At 71.4% G+C, this 18,812-nt stretch carries 12 protein-coding genes; 4 read left to right on the top strand and 8 right to left on the bottom strand.

Going from position 1 to position 18,812, the window contains the following annotated elements:
* Nucleotides 1-21 precede the first annotated feature (21 nt).
* The 4 genes from FYX01_RS07335 to hisS form a co-directional block, all read right to left on the bottom strand.
* Nucleotides 22-870 (bottom strand): AMP-binding protein, encoded by an 849-nt coding sequence (locus FYX01_RS07335; protein ID WP_150238886.1) that lies wholly within the window; start codon nt 868-870, stop codon nt 22-24.
* A gap of 396 nt (nt 871-1,266) precedes the next feature.
* Complete coding sequence (locus tag FYX01_RS07330) at nt 1,267-3,795, bottom strand: LuxR C-terminal-related transcriptional regulator (RefSeq protein WP_394350439.1); 2,529 nt, start codon at nt 3,793-3,795, stop codon at nt 1,267-1,269.
* A gap of 158 nt (nt 3,796-3,953) precedes the next feature.
* Complete coding sequence (locus FYX01_RS07325) at nt 3,954-6,410, bottom strand: ATP-binding protein (protein WP_150238883.1); 2,457 nt, start codon at nt 6,408-6,410, stop codon at nt 3,954-3,956.
* 202 nt (nt 6,411-6,612) lie between these two features.
* Nucleotides 6,613-7,977 (bottom strand): histidine--tRNA ligase, encoded by a 1,365-nt coding sequence (hisS, locus tag FYX01_RS07320; RefSeq protein ID WP_150238881.1) that lies wholly within the window; start codon nt 7,975-7,977, stop codon nt 6,613-6,615.
* Between the two features lie 826 nt (nt 7,978-8,803).
* Between hisS and FYX01_RS07315 the strand changes: the two genes are divergently transcribed.
* The 3 genes from FYX01_RS07315 to FYX01_RS07305 all read left to right on the top strand — a co-directional run bounded on the left by FYX01_RS07315 (nt 8,804) and on the right by FYX01_RS07305 (nt 12,290).
* Nucleotides 8,804-9,418 carry a GTP-binding protein gene (locus FYX01_RS07315; RefSeq protein ID WP_150238878.1) on the top strand — a complete coding sequence of 205 codons (615 nt, stop codon included), beginning with the start codon at nt 8,804-8,806 and terminating at the stop codon, nt 9,416-9,418.
* Between the two features lie 119 nt (nt 9,419-9,537).
* A complete protein-coding gene (gene secA2, locus FYX01_RS07310) occupies nt 9,538-11,841 on the top strand; it encodes an accessory Sec system translocase SecA2 (RefSeq protein ID WP_150238876.1) in 2,304 nt (767 codons plus the stop codon).
* Between the two features lie 146 nt (nt 11,842-11,987).
* Nucleotides 11,988-12,290: a DUF6406 domain-containing protein gene (locus FYX01_RS07305; protein WP_223830345.1), complete on the top strand. Its 303-nt coding sequence runs from the start codon at nt 11,988-11,990 to the stop codon at nt 12,288-12,290.
* Nucleotides 12,291-13,218: 928 nt separating this feature from the next.
* On the opposite strand, the gene FYX01_RS07300 is transcribed toward FYX01_RS07305, so the two are convergent.
* From FYX01_RS07300 to FYX01_RS07285, 3 genes are all read right to left on the bottom strand, one after another.
* Nucleotides 13,219-13,566: a hypothetical protein gene (locus tag FYX01_RS07300; RefSeq protein WP_150238874.1), complete on the bottom strand. Its 348-nt coding sequence runs from the start codon at nt 13,564-13,566 to the stop codon at nt 13,219-13,221.
* Nucleotides 13,567-14,233: 667 nt separating this feature from the next.
* Nucleotides 14,234-15,523, bottom strand: coding sequence for a pentapeptide repeat-containing protein (locus tag FYX01_RS07290; protein WP_190394217.1), 1,290 nt, complete (start codon nt 15,521-15,523; stop codon nt 14,234-14,236).
* Nucleotides 15,524-15,563: 40 nt separating this feature from the next.
* Nucleotides 15,564-16,418: a spermidine synthase gene (locus FYX01_RS07285; RefSeq protein ID WP_150238872.1), complete on the bottom strand. Its 855-nt coding sequence runs from the start codon at nt 16,416-16,418 to the stop codon at nt 15,564-15,566.
* 162 nt (nt 16,419-16,580) lie between these two features.
* On the opposite strand from FYX01_RS07285, the gene FYX01_RS07280 reads away from it, so the two are divergent.
* Entirely contained in the window at nt 16,581-18,317 is a 1,737-nt protein-coding gene (locus FYX01_RS07280; protein WP_150239395.1) for a proline--tRNA ligase, read from the top strand.
* 36 nt (nt 18,318-18,353) lie between these two features.
* On the opposite strand, the gene FYX01_RS07275 is transcribed toward FYX01_RS07280, so the two are convergent.
* On the bottom strand, nt 18,354-18,809 hold the full coding sequence (locus tag FYX01_RS07275) for a ferritin-like domain-containing protein (protein WP_150238870.1): 456 nt from the start codon (nt 18,807-18,809) through the stop codon (nt 18,354-18,356).
* Between the last annotated feature and the right edge of the window lie 3 nt (nt 18,810-18,812).

The raw sequence follows: 18,812 nt of genomic DNA, 5'->3' as shown, positions 1-18,812 counted from the left end.
CCTCCCCTCACGCCCCGACGGTCAGTACGCTCCGGCGGCCGGTGGTTCGGCGACCCGCTCCGGTTCGGGAGCGCAGCGCACCGTCACCTGGCGTCCCTCGGGCGGCGGACAACCCGCACCCGCCACCACGCACGCCCCCGTCCACAGGGCCAGTGCCACCAGCACCACCCGTGCCACCTCGTCCCCGCTCTCGTCCACCGCCACCACGTCGTCGGAGGTGAGTTCGAGCCGGTCGCGCAGCTCCGCGAAGCGCGCCATCAGGTCGCTGTAGGGATACAGCGTGGTCAGCAGTCCGTTTCCGGTGCGCTCATAGCCCAGGATGCCGTTGTCGAACAGGCCGCGGGCGGGGCTGTAGCCGCTGCCGTCCGGGCTGGGCTGCAGCAGTTCCCTGAAGGGCGTCGTCCCCAGCGCCGTTCCGAACGAGATGACCTGCCGCACCCTCGAACGCTCCGCGAGCTCCAACGCGGTCGGAGCCATGTCGGCGCTGACGAACAGCAGGCGCGTGTCGGTCTCGGTGAGCACGGCGCACTGGGTCTCCATGTCGGAGGTGACCGACAGGGGCAGGGCGCGCCCGCCCACGGCCTTCACCGTGTACGTGGCCAGGAACCGATGGGGGGAGACCGGCGCGAGGATCCCCACCACGTCGCCGAAACATATGCCGCGGTGGCTCAGTCCGGCGGCGGCCCGTTCCACCTCGGTCGCGAAGGAGAGCGCGTCCACGCGGTACCCGTGTCCGCGGATCGTTCCCACCCGTCCGGACCGCAGACGCAGCCGTTCGCACAGGCCACCGGTCAACGAGCCGATCGGGTCGTCCCGACGCGGCAGGTGGCGTCCCGGTCGTCCGGTTCCTGAAGACAGCCCTACCCCCATACGTACCCCCAGCTCACCCATCTGTCGGTGGCACCGCCACCCGGGCTCGTCACGCCCCCTCCACGTGGCGAACCCGGCGGCGGCGCTCCGGTCGGCGGGTACGGTCTTCCTCCCCAGGACGCACCTCGCGCCGACGCGGTCTCCCCTCGGCTCCGAAGACCTTCCCGGAACCGGGGGCCGTGGCACTCCCGGTTCTGGATCCGGTCCCCGACGGCCGTTTCCGGGACCCACACGTTCGTGTCACCGCAGTGTCACGAACGTGATGTCCCATGGCTTGAAGCCTAACGCGTTCACAGCCAGATGCACATGCATCTTGCCATGCACATGCATATGTAGATTCGATGGGGAAGGAGATCGCCCACCCGGGAGTGGGGCGGAACCGGGCAGATCGGACAGTCAGTCCGGCCTCTGGTGACGCCGTACCCATGCGGCGATCTGCGTACGTGAGTGGAAGCCCATCTTGCGGTTGATGTTGGCCACGTGTCGTGCCGCCGTCGACGAGGTGATGAACAGCGCACGGGCTATTCCGGGGTTGCTCTCTCCCCGGCTCACCAGGAGGGCGACCTCCAGCTCGCGCCTGGTCAGGGTCTCCTCGGGGGTCACCGAGTCCGGCGAGGGAGGTACCACCTTCCGCGCCTCGCGCCCGCGTTCGTTACGCCTGGCCTGCGGTGAGGTACCGCGGCGCGGCGGGGGGCGCCGTCCCTCCTCGACCAGCCGCTCGCCCTCGCGGACCGCGCCCGACAGGCCCAGGCCACGGCCCTGCTCCCACCAGTGGACCAGGCGGCGGCGCCGGCGACGCGTCCTCTCCTCGTCCGCGAACGGCCACGGGGCCGCGTGCACGGGCAGTCCCAGCCGCTCGCGCACGCTCGTCGCCGCACCGGCCAGGCGGCAGGCGGACTCGCGCAGTCCGGAGCCGAAGGCCACCCGGGCGATCGCGGTCAGAGCACAGGCCGCGTCGGCGCGCTGTCCCGTCGAGTGGCTCAGCAGCAGCCCCTCGCTCAGGTAGTCGTAGGCCTGGCCCGTGGAGCCCTGGGCATGGGCCACCCGGCCGATTCCGGCCAGGCAGCGCGCCTCCTCGGCCACCGCGCCGATCATCCGCTGGGTGTCCAGCGCCTCCCGGTAACAGCGGTCCGCCGTCACCAGGTCCCCACCGGCCTCGGCCGCGTGGGCCTGGCCGATGAGGGTGACGCCCACCCCCCACCGGTGGTCGATACCGCGCAGCAGGGTCAGAGCGGCGTTGTAGTGGTGGTCGGCCGTGGGATGGTCACCCTGCTGGGCGACCAGGGCCGCCCGGGTCCCCAGAGCTATCGCCTCGCCCCACAGGTCGCCCGCGTCACGGCACAGCCGCAGCGCCTCCTCCACCCGCACCGCGGCCTGGTCCGGTACGCGGTTGAGCACCTCCACCAGGGCGAGCAGGTTCAGCGCGGCGCGGACGGACACGTCGTCCCCGGCCTCCCGGCACAGCCGCAGACCCTCCTCGCCCAGGGACAGGGCCAGCGCGTGGTCGTGCCGCACCCGCGCGAGCTGGGCCCGGCCCACCAGCGCCCGCGCCCGTGAGGGCGCCTTCGCCGCGTCATCCAGCTCCAGCAGCCGGTCCATCCAGTAAGTGCCCTCGGCGTAGTGCTGGTGACTCACCCAGTGCGCGACCAGGCTGGCGCACAGCCGCAGTCCCGGCTCGGCCGCGCCGTGGTCCAGCGACCAGCGCAACAGCGAGCGCAGTGTGTCGCACTCGGCGCCCACCCGCCGCCGTGCGGAGTCGCGCTCTTTCCACGGCATGGACCGGCTCGACTCCAACGTGCGCCCCAGGTCCTCGACCAGGTGCAGCATCCGGTTCATGAGCCGCTCCTGGAACAGTTCGGCCTCGCCCTCGGCGACCAGCCGGGAGCGCGCGAACCGCCGTACCGCCTCCGGCAACCGGTAGCGCACACGGCCCTCGAACTCGCCGGTCACCGTGATCAGCGAGCGGTTCAGCAACGACGCCGACAGGTCGAGGACGGCCGACTCCGGCAGCGCCTCGTCGGCGCACACCCGCTCTGCCAGCTCCAGGTCCCACCCCCGGAACACCGACAGGCGCCGCAACAGCACCCGCTCGGCCTCCGGCAGGCCGCTGTACACGAAGTCCAGCACCAGGGGCAGCATCTCGATGCGTGAGACGGCCTGGCCCGGCCCGGGCCGGGCCGCGGGGGAGGCCAGGTACGCGCGCAGCTTCTCGACGAGCTCCCCGGGACCGGTCCCGGGCGCACTCGCGCCCAGCACCTCGATCCCCAGCGGGATCCCGCCCGCCAGGTCGCACAGCTCCGTCACGGTCTCCAGCTCCCGGGCCGAGACCGAGAAGCGGGGGTCGCACGTGCGCGCGCGGTCCAGGAACAGCCGTACCGCCTCCGAACCCGAGGGGTCGGGCGGCGGCCCCTTGCGCGCGGGCAGCGGCAGGGCCATCGGGGTCACCCGCCACACCGTTCCGCCCGACAACCGGAACGGGTCCTCGCTGGTGAGCAGGACCGACACGGCGGGGCAGGCGGCCAGCAGGGCCTCGCCGACCTCCGTCACCTCGTCGATGACGTGCTCGCAGGAGTCCAGCACCAGCAGCAGGCGGCGGTCGCGCAGCGCGTCGGTCACCGTGGCCGAAAGCGGCTGTCCGGGCTCCTCGACCACGCCCACCGCGGCGCACACCCGCGCGTACACCTCCAGGGCCGTGCGCGCGTCCGCCAGGTCGGCCATCCACACGCCGTCGGGGAAGGAGACGGTGGACTGCTCGGCCAGGCGTATCGCCAGACGGGTCTTCCCCATCCCGTCGGCTCCGCACAACGTGACGGAGCGGCTGGAGCCGAGCAGGCGGAGCAGATCACTCAGGTCCCGTTCGCGGCCCACGAATCCGGTGCCCGGACGGGGGAGGTTGTGCCGCGCGGGCGCGGTCAAAGGTGCCATGGCCTTCACATGTAGGGGCGGTCGGGGAGGGTTCTCACCAGGGACGGGGGAGAAGGTCGGCAGGGTGGACGTGGTCGGGTGGGCGTTGGTACCTGGGGTTCCTGTCTTAGCGGGTGCACGCGCACTGTGCAAGTGCTTCCCGCCGTCCGCGACCCCTCTCAGACACCGTCCTCCGACACGGCCCAGCCGGTCAACTGTGCCCTGGAGGAAATCGATAGTTTTCTGAAGATGTTCGCGATATGTCGGGCTGCGGTCGCCTGGCTGATCGTCAGCCGCTCGGCGATCTCCCGGTTGGACAGGCCCCGTTCGACGAGTTCGGCCACCTCCCTCTCCCGGGGGGTCAGGGAGCCCGGACCGGTGGTTCCTGGGGCCGGGGGCCGGGGAAATGCCAGCGCCCGGTCGAGCACCTGCTCCAGGGGCAGGGAGCGCCACGCGTTCCACGCCTCGGCGGTCCGCGCTCCGCCCACCCGCCGCTCCACCGCCGACCGGAGCCGCAGCGTCTCGGCCGAGGGCTGGTCCAGCGACGTGCGAAGGTCGGCGGCCACCCCCACCAGGGCGGCGGCCCGCTCCGCCTCGTCCTCGGCCAGCGCCAGTTCCGCCAGCGCCTCCAGGGCGCGCGCCACGGCGATACGCTGCCCGGAGGTGAAGCTCACCCGCAGACACGTCGACAGGGGCTCCCTGGCCCGCAGCGCCTCGCCCTCGGCCAGGTACAGGCGCCCCAGCTCCCGGGCGCAGTGCGCGGTCGCCGGAGCCGCCTCCAGCTCGCCGAAGACCGACAGCGCCTCGGCGAACAGGGCGCGCGCCCGCGGGAAGTCCCGCCGTTCGGCGGCGATCGATCCCAGCCCGTGCAGACAGCGGGCCACGCTCCACCGGTCGCCCAGGTTCTCGGCCACCGAGATGCTCTGCTCCAGGTAGCCGCTCGCCAGGGCGGCATCGCCGCGGCGGCGCGCCAACTGCGCCAGCACGTCCAGCGTGGTCACCTCGGTGACGGGGTCGTCGACCTGGGAGGCCCACTCCCTGGCCCGCTCGGCGTGCCGCTGCCCCTCGTCCAGCGCGCCGGTGCGCTGGGACAGCACCGCCTTGGTGGCCAGGGACGAGGCCGCGGCCCCCGCCTCACGGCAGGCCCGCGCCGCTTCCAGGGCGCACGTGGCCAGGGTGGACACGCGCGGCGCCGTGTCCAGGTCCAGACGCAGTTCGGCGTGCAGGGCCAGGGCACGCGCCCTCAGGCGCGGGGACTGCCTGTCGGGGTCGGTGTCCAGCGCCCGCTCCAGGACGCGGCTGCCCTCGGCGGCCAGACCGCGCACCATCCAGTAGGAGCGCAGAGCCACGCACACCCGCAGGGCCTCGTCCACGCGTCCCCGCGACAGCGCCCAGTCCACCACCCGGACGTGGTTCTCCCTGTGGTGGTCGAGCAGCCTCAGACGTGCCAGGCGCTCGCCCCAGGCCAGCGGTGCGCAGTCGGCCTTGGCCCACTCCTCCAGGTGGGTGACGCAGAAGCGCAGGTAACGCTCCCACCGGTCGTCCCCGCCACCGCTCCGCGCCAGGTGCTCGGCGGCGTAGGCGCGCACCGTCTCGGTCAGCCGGTAGTGGGTGGTGCCGTCGATCTCGGCGTCCATCACCACCAGCGACTTGTCCAGCAGGGAGAAGTGCAGCGGCAGGATGTCGGAGGGGTCGACCCCCTCGCCCGAGCAGACGTCCTCGGCGACCTCCAGGTACCACGTGGAGAACACCGACAGACGGTGCAGCAGGAGCCGCTCCGCGTCGGTGAGCAGGTCGTGGCTCCATTCCAGGACCGCGCGCAGGGTGCGCTGGCGCGGCGGCAGGTCCTCGGAGCCGTCGCTGGTCAGAAGCTGGAAGCGGTCGTCCAGGCGGTGCAGGATCTGTTGCACGGACAGCAGCCGGATACGGGCGGCGGCCAGTTCGATCGCCAGCGGCATGCCGTCCAGCATCCGGCAGATCTCCGCGATGTAGCCGGAGTTCTCCCTGGTCATCTCGAACCCGGTGCGGGCGGCGTGCGCGCGGGTGACGAACAGCCGTACCGACTCGTAGCGCTGCGTGTCGCGACGGGGGATGGGATCGGGGCCGGCCGCGTGGGGGTCGGTGGGGGTGGGCCGCGCGGGCAGGGACAGCGGGGGCACACGCCAGATGGTCTCCTCGGGCACGTGCAGCGGCTGGCGGCTGGTCGCCAGGATGCGGACCCGGGGGCAGTCGCGCAGCACCGCCTGGCACAGCTTGGCCATCGGCCCCACGGCGTGCTCGCAGGTGTCCAGGAGCAGCAGCAGGTTGCGGGTGCGCAGCGAGGTGATGACGGCGTCCATCGCCGTGCGCGAGTCGTCCTCCACCGCCTGCAGGCCGACCGCCACCGCGCGCAGCGCCTGGTCGTGGGTGGAGGCCTCGCTGAGGTCGATGAAGCGCACGCCGTCGGGGAACCGGCGCATGACGCGCTCGGCCAGGTGCAGGGCCAGGCGCGTCTTGCCGATGCCTCCGGTACCGGTCAGCGTGACCATCCTGGCGGTACCGAGGAGGCGGCCCAGATCGACGATGTCGCGTTCACGCCCGACGAAGCTGACGAACTCGCCGGCGGACAGGGGCAGATTGTGGCGGGGAGGAGACATGGCCTCGATTACTAGGACACCGAACCGGCCCGTGCACCGCGCCGGACGCGGCGCACGGGGAACTCCGTCTCCAGTGTCGCACTCGCGGGTCGGACCTGTCCCCACGGTGGCCGGTTCCGGCACGAGCGGGCCGAAACCGCCCATCCCGACCGGGAAGGTGGTAGGGCGTGTCCCGTGTTCGCCGAACACGCCCCCGAAGCGGCTACCCCGCGGTGCCCGTGCCCGTGCCCGGCTCCGAGGCCGTGACCGTGTCGCCGGGAGCCCAGGTGCCGGGATCGGCGGGGCCCTGCTCGCCGGAGCCCATGTCCTTGACCTCGTGGTCGCCGTCGGCGTCGAACGGCGGGAACCACACGAAGGGGATGCCCTTCTTGGCGGCGTACTGGATCTGCTTGCCGACCTTGGCGGCGGAGTGGAACACCTCGGTGTTGAACCCGCGGCCGCGCAGCAGCTCGCCGGTGCGCAGGGCCTCGCGGCGGCGCTCGGCGCCGGGCACCACGACCATCACGTCGGTGGGGCAGGACCGCCCCTCCCGGATCCGGCCCTCCGCGACGAGCTTGGCGAAGATGCGGGTGAGACCGATGGAGATGCCCACGCCCGGCAGCCTCCTGCGGATGAACTGCCCGGCCAGGTCCTCGTACCGGCCGCCCGCGCAGATGCTCCCGTACCCGGGGTCGTCGTCGAAGGAGGCCTCGTAGACCGTGCCGGTGTAGTAGTCCAGGCCGCGGGCGATGGACAGGTCGGCGACGACGCTGTCCCCGGGCAGGTCGGCCAGGTCGCCCATGACGAAGGCGAGCTCGTCCAGGCCCTCGTCGAGCAGCTCGGAGGAGGCCCCCAGGGCGCGGACCCGCTCGGCGACGTCGGACCCGGTACCCCGGATCCGGGCCAGCGCCAGGCACGCGTCGGCCTGCTCGCCGGTCAGGCCGTCGGCCAGCAGGATCCGGCGCACGCCGTCGTCACCGATCTTGTGGAGCTTGTCCACGGCGCGGATGACCGCGACCGGGTCCTTGACGCCCAAGCCCTCGTAGAAGCCCTGGAGGACCTTGCGGTTGTTGACGTTGAGCGTCCAGGCGGGGATGTCCAGGCCGCTGAGCACCCGGTGCACGATGCGCGGCAGTTCGGCGTCGAAGTGCAGCGGCACGGAGTCGACGTTGATGACGTCGATGTCGCACTGGGTGAACTCGCGGAAACGCCCCTCCTGGGGGCGCTCACCCCGCCACACGCGCTGCATCTGGTAGCGCTTGAACGGGAAGGTCAGCTCGTTGAAGTGCTGGGCGACGTACCGGGCGAAGGGCACGGTCAGGTCGAAGTGCAGTCCGAGCCTGGCGTCGGAGTCGTCCTTGGCGTCGGACTGGAGGCGGTGCAGGGTGTAGACCTCCTGGGAGGTCTCGCCCTTGGCCATCAGCACGTCCAGGTTCTCCACGGACGGGGTCTCCACCGACGCGAAGCCGAAGGACTCGAACCCGGCGCGGATATGGTCCAGCCAGCGCTGCTCCACGGCCCGGACCTGGGGGGTCCACTCGGGGAAACCGCTGATGGGAGTGGGGCGGACGACGCGCTGATCGGACATGTGGGGTTCTCGGCTCACAGTTTCGTCTCGGACTTGCTTGCCCCGGCCGCGCCCTCGCGCACGTACGCGCGCGGGTGTGAGAAGTGATGCTGGAACGGACGGGGAGGGCCAGCCCATACTACGGCCAACGTGGGTGGCGGGTCGCGGATACTCCGGCCCGGCACCTCCGGACGCGGTGCCCGTCCTGCGGCGGCGGGAGCGCGGGGCCGCGGGAGCGGGCGGGGGAAGGCCGCCACCGGCCCACGTGGACGGTTGTGGGCCGGTGGGGCGCCGGAGCGCCGACCGGGGGTACCGACCGGCCGACGCCGAAGAGCGAGACGTCGGCGGGTGGTCGTCCACCCGGGACGCCGCCGAGGCTCCCGCGGATGGTCGCGTCCTCGTGCCAGGAGTCTTTTCCGCGACCGCACTTGCCGGTGCGGGGGCCTGCCTCCACCGTAGACTCCGGGGACCGAGCCAGACAGGGATCGGCACGGCCGAAAGCGGCCGAAAATGACCGCTCACAATGTCGTAAAGTCCCCCCTTCAGGGTACAAATGTGTGCTTACCTGGTTACACTCAGTTCCGAGTGGAGGATCCATCGCCACGGAAGGTCGCCGGCGTCCGTGACTCCCCAGACTGCCCGCGCCCCGTGGTCCCCCTGTCTCACGAAAGCTGTGTTCCGTTACACCAAAGAGCCGAAACGCCGTCTCTGACGGCTATCCGGTGTTAGGTTCCAGGAGCGGTGCCTCTCGCGGCGGTACCAAACCCGGCGAGTCCCGTACCCCTCAGGACCGGGTCGTGCGAGCCCCTCAGCTCCCACAGGCCCGGCACTCCCGCTAGGACTAACTGTGATCGATCCAGCAAACAGCACGAACCATGTCCACGCATCCAACGAGCTGTCCACCAAGATCATCGTCGCCGGGGGCTTCGGGGTCGGGAAGACCACGTTCGTCGGCGCCGTCTCTGAGATCCCGCCCGTCCGCACCGAGGCCGCGGTCACCGCCGCCAGCGTCGGTGTCGACGACCTCTCCCACACGCCGGACAAGACGAGCACCACGGTCGCGATGGACTTCGGTCGTATCTCGTTGGACACCGATCTGACCCTCTTCCTGTTCGGTACCCCGGGCCAGCAGCGCTTCTGGTTCATGTGGGACGACCTGGTACGCGGCGCGCTGGGCGCGGTGATCCTGGCCGACACCCGCCGCCTGGAGGACACCTTCCAGGCACTGGACTACTTCGAGCGCCAGTACCGGCTGCCCTTCGTCGTGGCCGTCAACGAGTTCGACCCCGAGGCGCTCTACAGTCCCGATGAGCTGCGCGAAGCCCTGGACCTGCCCCCGGAGGTCCCCGTCGTCTACTGCGACGCCCGCGACCGCAACTCCGTCATCCGGGTCCTGGTGACGCTGGTCAAGTACGGCATGGCCCTGGAGGCCCGGCAGGGCCACCACCGCCAGCTCGCCTGAGCCGCGGGTGCCCCCATCGACGCCGGGGAGAGGTCGCGACCGAAGTATCCGGATATGTGGGCACCCGTGGTTCCACAAACATGTGTGTCCGGCGTTACTCTGTGGTGGTGTTCGGACGAATGGCGGAAAGCGTCCGCCGCTTCCTGGGTAAGCCCGGTGCGGTGGATCTACGGCCCTATACCAAGCTCCTGTCGGCGATCGAGGCCGAGGAGGATGGTCTGCGTGAGCTCAGCGATGCCGAGCTGACGGACAAGGCCATCGAACTCGGCAACGCCGAACTCCCCTACGGTCGTGAAGACCTCGTGCTGCTGTGTGCCGTCGGTCGTGAGGCCGCCCGGCGCTCCCTCGACGAGCGACCATTCGACGTGCAGCTCCTCGGTGTCATGGCCCTGCTCGACGGCCACGTCGCCGAGATGGCCACGGGCGAGGGCAAGACCCTCTCGGGCGCCCTGGCCGCCGCCGGATTCGCGCTGCGCGGCCAGCGTGTGCACCTGCTGAGCGTCAACGACTACCTGGCCAAGCGCGACGCCGAGTGGATGCGCCCCCTCTACGACATGCTCGGCGTCACCGTGGGCTGGATCAACGAGGACTCCACGCCGCAGGAGCGCCGCGCGGCCTACTCCTGCGACGTCACCTACGCGGCCGTCAGCGAGCTGGGCTTCGACATCCTGCGCGACCGCATGGTCACCGACATCGCGGACCGGGTCGTGCCGCCGCCCAACGTGGCGATCGTCGACGAGGCCGACTCGGTGCTCGTCGACGAGGCCCGTGTCCCGCTGGTGCTGGCCGGTGCCGCCGAGAGCGTGGCCGCCGACATGGAGATGGCCGACGTCGTCCGCACACTCAAGCCGCGTCTGCACTACGAGGTCGACGCCGAGGGGCGCAACGTCCAGCTCACCGACGCCGGGATCGACGCCGTGGAGAAGACGCTGGGCGGTGTGGACCTCTACTCCGAGGACGACACCTCCGTCCTTCCGCAGGTCAACCTGGCCCTGCACGCCCACGTCCTGCTCCAGCGCGACATCCACTACGTGGTGCGCGACGGCGAGGTCCGGATCATCAACGAGTCGCGCGGACGCATCGCCCTGCTCCAGCGCTGGCCGGACGGCCTGCAGGCCGCGGTCGAGGCCAAGGAGAAGGTGGCGCTCAGCGCGACCGGCGAGGTGCTGGACTCCATCACCGTGCAGTCGCTCGTCCTGCGCTATCCCACGCGCGGCGGTATGACCGGTACCGCGATGGCCGTCGCCGAGCAGTTCCGCGAGTTCTACGAGCTGGAGGTCGCGGTCATCCCCTCCAACAAGCCGAACATCCGGGAGGACCACGGCACGCGCCTGTACGCCACGCGCGAGGAGAAGGAGGACGCCCTCGTCGTCCAGGTGGAGGAGGTCCACAAGACCGGGCGGCCGATCCTCATCGGCACCCAGGACGTGGCCGAGTCCGAACTGCTGGCCGGGCGCCTGCGCGAGGCCGGGCTGGAGTGCGTGGTCCTCAACGCCAAGAACGACGCCGACGAGGCCTCCATCATCGCCGAGGCGGGCACCTACGGCGCCGTCACCGTCTCCACGCAGATGGCGGGCCGCGGTACCGACATCCGCCTGGGCGGCAGCGACATGACCGACCGCGACCGGGTGGTGGAGACCGGCGGCCTGTACGTGATGGGCTTCGGCCGCTACCCCAGCAGCCGCCTGGACGGGCAGCTCCGCGGCCGCGCCGGGCGTCAGGGCGACCCGGGCGACTCCATCTTCTTCGTCAGCATGGACGACGACCTGGTGGTCAACCACGCCTCGGAGACCACGGGGTACAAGACCACCGCCGAGGGCGAGATCACCGACGAGGGCTGGCTGAACATGGTGGACCACGCGCAGCGGGTCGCCGAGGGACAGCTGTTGGAGGTGCACCGCAACACCTGGCGGTACAACCAGCTGATCGACGTGCAGCGCGACGTGGTGCTGGAGCACCGTGAGATGGTCCTGACCGGGGACCAGGGCGACCGGCAGATCAGGGCCGACCGCAAGGAGCGGCACGCGGAGCTGGTGGAGGAGCTGGACGAGGAGAAGGTCGCGGAGGCGGCGCGCCTCATCACCCTGTACCACCTGGACCGGGGCTGGACCGACCACAACGCCTTCCTGTCGGAGCTGCGTGAGGGCATCCACCTGCGCTTCCTGGGCCGCCGTGACCCGCTGGACGAGTTCAACCGCGAGGCGGTGCCGGTCTTCAAGGGCTTCCTGGACGAGGCACGCGCCCACGCCGCGGAGAGCTTTGAGGAGCTGGAGGTGGAGGACGGCGAACTCGACGTCGGCTCGGTGGGTGTCAAGCGCCCGTCGATGACGTGGACCTACATGGTGCACGACCACCCGTTCAGCTCGGCGTTCGAGACTCTGGTGGGCAGGCTCAAGGGCGGCCGGGGCTCCTCCGGGGACTGATAATTCAGTCATTCACCGATGCGCGGGTCAGGACTTTGGTCCCGACCCGCGCATTACTTTTGTCAGTGACTTCGCTCGAAACGACGTGTGGGCCCGAAAACGGCGTCCACAATGGCTCTGTCCGGGTTAGCATGGCTGCGCTTTCAATGGAATCCGAGACGGTTGGGACTGAATCCACTGTGGTCCACGAGGTCGGCGCGCAGGAGAAGATCAGTTACGGGCGGAACGACCGCTTCGCGGGAGGCCCGGTCGGCGGGGGCAGCTTCTGGACCGGTGATGACGGTCAGGCGGTCGCCAAGATCGGGGGGCCGAAGGAGTGGCGCCCCACGCCCATGATCGACGTCCGTGTGGGCGATGTGTTCAGTGTCGGCGGCCAGGCGTGGAGGGTGACCGATATCGTCGACGCGGACAGCCCTTCCGCGTATCTGCTGGCCACGCGGATAAGCTGACTCCGTGCCCGGGGCGAGTACCCCCGGGCACACGCCTTTCTTGCACCGACCGGGAATCGCAACCCCGTGCAACCTTCCCCCGGGTTGTCGCGGAGCGTTTCGGCTCCCGGTTTTTCTGTTGCCGCTTCTCGTGGGAAGGGGTTCGTTTCCTTGCGGTTTCTGGGGCTTTTGTATCCCCTGTGGGTGCTGGGGTTCTGGAGGTGCGTGGAGGAGGGGGAGCGCGTTCGCGCAGGTCACGAATCAGGGCGGGGTGTCCACCGGGGCGAATCGAGACGCTCCGGTTATCTGATGGGGGGTGTTCGCGTTACCGGTGCATCGTTAACGTCTGTTGGGTAGGACGCGCCCCGGCGGGGAGGATCCCCCACCTCCGGCAGACTCGGGCCGCTGCGCCCTGCCGCCCCCCAAGGTCGGTCCCAGGGGCTGTCCCCCGCCCCTGGGCCTGACCGCCCCGCGACGGCGGGAAGGAGTTCCCCCGGCTCCGACCGCGCCGTCGCCGGGCGGGGACGCGCCGCCGTGCGTTGCGCGGCCCTCGCGCCGCCGGTCGTGCCGTGTGTGCTCCACCGCCGGATCCGGTCGCCCTGACCGGCATTCTGTTCCGGCCGAGCCGATGAGATCCTGTTCCAACGCCATGGCTGGCCCTGTTCTCCTTGGTTTGTGCGGTATTCGGATAGAGTCCTGGGCCTTGCGGTAGAACGCGTTCCAGTATTAATCTCTGGGTGTGCCTGGACCGGTGAGGGCGCCCGGCGGTTCGCCCGCGGGGTGTCAGCGGACGGCAGGCGAGGACCGTCGCCCGTCGAAGTCGGATCGCGCCCCGACTTCGGCGGGCGACGTCCGTTTCGGGAGGTCCTCGGATGTGGCGGTCGGAGCCGGCGGGGCCGGTCCCGCCTCGACGGCGAAGCGGCGGATCACCGGACCGGTTCCCGGGCGGCTAGGGGAGAAGGCGGCGGAGCCGGGCGAAGGTGGGGCAGGGCCAGGCCAGGAGGCACCCGCGGCAGTGACACGCGCCGGGCTCCCCCGTGTCGGGGGCGTGCAGGTGCAGCAGGTCCACGCACGCACCGGCCAGGGCGGACACCTCCTCGCGGGCGTTCGCGTAGAAGGCGACGTCGTTGATACGGACCAGGGCACTGGAGGGCCCGGTGGCCGGGACCCCGACCGTGCCCGGTTCCCAGGGGGCCGCCCGCGCCGAGCGCTCCCGGACGCACAACACGTACTGGAGCAGCCTCGCGTGTTCGGAGAGGTGGCCCCTTCCCGACGCTGGCCTGGTGAACGGCGGCATCGCTGATCTCCCCCAACGGGTGGACGCGCAGCTTCGCTTGGTCACACAGCGTATACCCATCATTGCCTGCTGTCGCGACATGCCGGGGCGGGGGAGTGAGGCCTGGCCGGAACATGGGAGCGGGCCACCCGGTGGGGGCGGCCCGCAGGAAGGGGACAGGGGTTCTCCGGCTCCCGGGGGGCCCGGGGCCGGAGGTTCTCTAGCTGCAGCTTCCGCCGCAACTGCAGGAGCCGCCGCTCTGGCAGCCGCAGCCGCAGCCCGATCCGCAGCTGCATCCGCTCAGGTCGGGGGTTGTGGTCAGGGGGTGAGTCACAGTCCCTCCTCAGGGGCTCGACAACGCCCGCGCACGAGCACGCCGTAGCCCTCCCCCGGTGGGAGGGGCGCCACGGGCGTGTTTCCCGGACGGGGACGTGCCCGCTCTCCCGACTCCCCAACCCGGCGAGGATGCCCCGGCAGGCGCCACGGAACCGCTGTGGGACAGCCGTACACGTGGTGACCTGGGTGTTCCCCTGGCCGGGTCAGGAACAGAAGGTCGGTGCGACCGCCGGACGGCGTGTCATTCGGTAGAGCCAAACCCGGCCGACGAACATGACCGGAACCACGGGGACCAGAGCCGCCCACACGAACACCGTGACCGTGGAGGGTAACGGGGCCCGTGGGGGCGCCGTCATCCGGTGGGAGGGTCTTCCGGCGCCGGCGTACTCCCCGCGGAGTACGGGGAACCGTTCTCCGGTCGGATCCACGGGCGCGGAAGGGCCACCACCCCGGGCGTGCTCTCCGCCACGGCGTCCAGCAGTCCGAACGGCGGTGTACCCGAGGCCTCCTCCGCACCGTCCTTGGTGAACTCCACACTCCCCGCGACGAACTCCGACCTGTGGAAGCTCGCGCCGCCCTCCTCGAAGCGGGAGTCGTGGAACAGGACTTCGGCGCCGTCGAAGCGCGCCTTGGCGAAGTCGACGTGCGTGCCCTGGAGCCGCACGGCCTCGGGATCGCCGCCCCGGCCCCCGGGGAGGCCGTGGTGCCTGCCCGACAGCCGCACGTGGCGGAAGTTGACGGTCCCTCCGTTGAAGTGGGCGCGGCGGAAGGACACGGTGGCGCGGCCGAACCGCGAGTAGCGGAAGTCGACCTCTCCTCCGTTGAAACGCGCCTCGTCGAAGTTCAGACGGCCCGAGACGAGGTCCAGCCTGCGGAAGTGCCCGCCGTCGAAGGCAGCGCCGGTGAAGTCGAAGTTGTGGCCCTGCCAAAGGCTGTCCGCCTGCCGCAGACGATCGCTGACGACGCGGAGGATGCTGTGCCGAACCTCCCGGAAGGACGCGGACTCCAGCCGTCTGGCGTGGTCCTCGTCGGACTGCCGCGCAGTCCCCTCCTGTCCGCTGAGCAGGAGGAGGGATCCGTGTTCGACGGCGCGTTCCGCCCCGGATCCGGGATCGGCCCCGTAGGGCATGCGGACGTAGGCGCACAGGACGTCGATGCAGGTCTGCCTCAGCTCGCGGTCGGGCGCGTCGTCGGCCAGGTGGGCCAGGGCGTGGACGGCCCCCAGCCGGACGGCCGCGTGCCCGCCGCCGAGCTCGGTGTAGGCGGCGGTGAAGCGGTCGTTGAAGAGCTTGACGTCCTCGCGCTCGGCCGCCTTCCGCGCGCGCAGGTTCTCCTGGTTGTTGTTGCGCTGCCGGTGGTAGGCGATCACCAGCAGGGCGATACCGCTCAGTCCGGCGACGACGGCGAACGCGCGGGTGGCGATGGCGTCCAGGGCGGTCACCGGGATCTGATCCGGGCGGTCGATCTCCGGGAAGCCCAGGAACCACAGGATGCCGAGGCTGGTCGCGCACACCCCGCCGACCGTGACCACCCACGCGCCCAGGATGTGCGGCCACAGTCGCGGAGCCGGCTCCTCCCGTGCCCCGGGAACGGCGGGACGCGTCCTGCGGATGCCGCGTATGGGCCCGGGGAAGACTCGCATGGCCCAACGGTAGGGCTTTTCCGTCTTGCCCCGCTATGGGTTAGAAGACGCCGTCCGGGGGAGCGGGGGAGTCGACGGCGCCGGCGTCGTGGACGGGGACGCGGCCCGAGACGAAGCGGTCCAGGTCCTCGCCCTCCAGCAGGCGGGCCATCTCCGGATCGCGGTGGGCCCGGCGGTCCAGCTCGTCCAGGGGGAGGGGCCGGTGGGAGGCGGTCAGGACGAGATTGCCGAACCGGCGCCCGCGCAGCACGCCCGGTTCGGCGGACAGCGCCGTGTGCGGCAGCGCCGTCCGCGCGGTCGCCACCTGGCCCCGGGCGTGGATCAGGCCCCCGCCGTCGCCGATGTTGACCACCAGTATCCCGGTGGGCCGCAGGACACGCGCCAGCTCGGCGTAGAACTCCGCCGACGTCAGCCGGGCCGGGGTGCGCGCGCCGGCGAACACGTCGCTGATCACCAGGTCCGCGCTGTCGGTGCGCCGGGCGGCGATCCACTCCCGGGCGTCGCCGATGCCCACGCGCAGCTGCGCCCTGCGGTCCCAGGGCAGGCGTCGGCGCACCATGTCGACCAGGGGCGCGTCCACGTCCACCGCGCGCTGCCGGGACCCGGGCCGGGTGTGCGCCACGTAGCGGGCCAGGGTGAGCGCGCCCGCGCCCAGGTGCAGGACCTCGACGGGCTCTCCCGGGGGCGCCACGAGGTCGGCGGCGTGCGCGATCCGGCGCATGTAGGAGAAGTCCAGGTAGGAGGGGTCGGACAGGTCCACGTGGGACTGGGGCGTGCCCTCCACCACCAGGAACCACGAGTCCGGCCGGTCGGCGTCGGCGAGCAGCTCCATGCCCGGCTCCCCGGCCGGCTCCTCCTGCTCCCGCTCCCGCTCCCGCGTGCGGCGTCTGCCCACTTCCGCCTCCGTTCCTCGGCCCCAGGCTATGCGTACGCGTCCGCGCGAGCGCGCCCGCACTAGCGCTAGCCTGGGGATCCCGACTCCCTCCGGGTCTGCCGGAGGTGTTCGGGACTTCCAGTTTTCCTGCGTATCCCACGAGGAGTGGCCGTGCTACTGCGGATGTCGACCCTGTTCCTGCGCACCCTGCGTGAGGACCCGGCGGACGCCGAGGTGCCGAGCCACAAGCTGCTCGTCCGCGCCGGCCTGGTGCGCCGCGCGGCCCCGGGCGTCTACTCCTGGCTGCCCCTGGGCAAGCTCGTCCTGGACAACGTCTCACGGGTCGTGCGCGAGGAGATGGGCGCCATCGGCGCACAGGAGGTCCTCCTGCCCTCGCTGCTGCCCAGGGAGTACTACGAGGCCAGCGGGCGCTGGGAGGAGTACGGCGACACCCTCTTCCGCCTCAAGGACCGCAAGGGCGCCGACTACCTGCTCGGCCCCACCCACGAGGAGCTGTTCACGCTCCTGGTCAAGGGCGAGTACTCCTCCTACAAGGACTTCCCGGTCATCCTGTACCAGATCCAGGAGAAGTTCCGCGACGAGGCGCGTCCCCGGGCCGGTGTGCTGCGCGGCCGCGAGTTCCACATGAAGGACTCCTACTCCTTCGACATCGACGACGAGGGCCTGCGGACCTCCTACGGCAAGCACCGCGACGCCTACATCCGGATCTTCGACCGGCTGGGCCTGGAGTACGTGGTCGTGTCGGCCACCTCGGGCGCGATGGGCGGCTCGGCCTCCGAGGAGTTCCTGGCCGTCGCCCCGAACGGCGAGGACACCTTCGTGCGCAGCACGGAGTCCGACTACGCCGCCAACGTCGAGGCCGTGTCCGTCCCGGCTCCCGACGCGCTGCCCGTCGAGGGGCTGCCCGAGGCCGTGGTGCACCACACCCCGGGCACAGCCACCATCCAGACCCTGGTGGACTTCCTCAACGGGGCCGGTCTGGGCCGCGACTTCAGCGAGGCCGACACCCTCAAGAACCTCCTGGTCAAGACCCGCGCCCCCGGCTCCAAGGAGTGGGAGCTGCTGGCCGTCGGCCTGCCCGGCGACCGCGAGGTGGACCTCAAGCGCCTGGAGGCCGCGCTGGAGCCCACCGAGGTCGCGCTCCTGGAGGAGTCCGACTTCGCCGCCAACCCGTTCCTGGTCAAGGGCTACGTCGGCCCCCGCGCGCTGCTGGACAACAAGGTCCGCTACCTGGTCGACCCGAGGGTGGTCACCGGTACCGCCTGGGTGACCGGCGCGGACAAGGCCGAGCACCACGTCATCGACCTGGTCGCGGGCCGCGACTTCACCCCGGACGGCACCATCGACGTCGCCGAGGTGCGCGACGGCGACCCCTCCCCCGACGGGCAGGGCACGCTGTACACCGCGCGCGGCATCGAGATCGGCCACATCTTCCAGCTGGGACGCAAGTACACCGACACCTTCCAGGTGGACGCGCTGGGCGCGGACGGCAAGCCGAAGCGGATCACCATGGGCTCCTACGGGATCGGCGTCTCGCGCACCGTCGCCTCGATCGTCGAGCAGTCCCACGACGACAAGGGCATCGTCTGGCCGCGCGAGATCGCGCCCGCCGACGTGCACGTGGTCGGTACCGGCAAGGGCGAGCAGATCGAGGAGTCGCTGCGCATCGCCCGGGAGCTGGAGGGCCGGGGCCTGCGCGTGCTGGTGGACGACCGTAAGGGGGTCTCCCCCGGCGTGAAGTTCACCGACGCCGAGCTGCTGGGCGTCCCGACCGGGGTCATCGTCGGCCGTGGTCTCAAGGACGGCGTGGTGGAGCTGCGCGACCGCGCCACCGGGGACCGCGAGGAGGTCGCCCTGGCCGAGATCGTGGAGCGCGTCGTCGCCGCCTGCCGCCGGTAGGGACGAGGGGGAGGGCCGGGGGCGCTCCCCGGTCCCCTACCCGGCCTCGTCGAACCCGGGCAGGGCGTCCAGCGCCCCGCCCCACTCCAGTGCGCGTACGGTCGCCTCCTGCAGGGCCCTCGCCCCGGTCACCCGGAGCCCGGTGTCCCGCGAGGCCGTCAGCCACAGGTAGGCGTGTACCGTCGTCTCCTCCAGTGCCACGGCGTAGGAGTCGACGGCCTCGTCGCCGTGCCCCTGCGCGAGCGGATACGAGGCCAGGGCGGGCGGCGGGTCGAAACCCCGCTCCACCGCGGCCGCGTGCAGCGCGTCGCGCAGCGCCTTGTGCTGGTAGGCGTTGTCCCTCGCGCGCTCGCGGCGGTCCTCGTCCTCGGCCACCCCGCCGACGTACTCGTACCCGTACACGGCCGCGTGCTCGGCGCGCAGCGCCTCGGCCAGCGCGTCCGGACCGACGTCCGGGGGGTCCTGCCCGGGGGACGCGGAGCTCTCCCTCACCTG

The sequence above is a fragment of the Nocardiopsis quinghaiensis genome, assembly GCF_008638365.1.
Taxonomy (GTDB): Bacteria; Actinomycetota; Actinomycetes; order Streptosporangiales; family Streptosporangiaceae; genus Nocardiopsis; species Nocardiopsis quinghaiensis.
Note: the sequence above shows the minus strand (reverse complement) of the source record. Positions and strands in the feature narration are given on the sequence as shown.

What these genes read in the sequence shown, in the direction of transcription:
- FYX01_RS07335 (WP_150238886.1), bottom strand. Translation starts at nt 870, where the DNA reads ATGGGGGTAGGGCTGTCTTCAGGAACCGGACGACCGGGACGCCACCTG.
- FYX01_RS07330 (WP_394350439.1), bottom strand. Translation starts at nt 3,795, where the DNA reads ATGGCACCTTTGACCGCGCCCGCGCGGCACAACCTCCCCCGTCCGGGC.
- FYX01_RS07325 (WP_150238883.1), bottom strand. Translation starts at nt 6,410, where the DNA reads ATGTCTCCTCCCCGCCACAATCTGCCCCTGTCCGCCGGCGAGTTCGTC.
- hisS (WP_150238881.1), bottom strand. Translation starts at nt 7,977, where the DNA reads ATGTCCGATCAGCGCGTCGTCCGCCCCACTCCCATCAGCGGTTTCCCC.
- secA2 (WP_150238876.1), top strand. Translation starts at nt 9,538, where the DNA reads ATGGCGGAAAGCGTCCGCCGCTTCCTGGGTAAGCCCGGTGCGGTGGAT.
- FYX01_RS07305 (WP_223830345.1), top strand. Translation starts at nt 11,988, where the DNA reads ATGGAATCCGAGACGGTTGGGACTGAATCCACTGTGGTCCACGAGGTC.
- FYX01_RS07300 (WP_150238874.1), bottom strand. Translation starts at nt 13,566, where the DNA reads ATGCCGCCGTTCACCAGGCCAGCGTCGGGAAGGGGCCACCTCTCCGAA.
- FYX01_RS07290 (WP_190394217.1), bottom strand. Translation starts at nt 15,523, where the DNA reads ATGCGAGTCTTCCCCGGGCCCATACGCGGCATCCGCAGGACGCGTCCC.
- FYX01_RS07280 (WP_150239395.1), top strand. Translation starts at nt 16,581, where the DNA reads ATGTCGACCCTGTTCCTGCGCACCCTGCGTGAGGACCCGGCGGACGCC.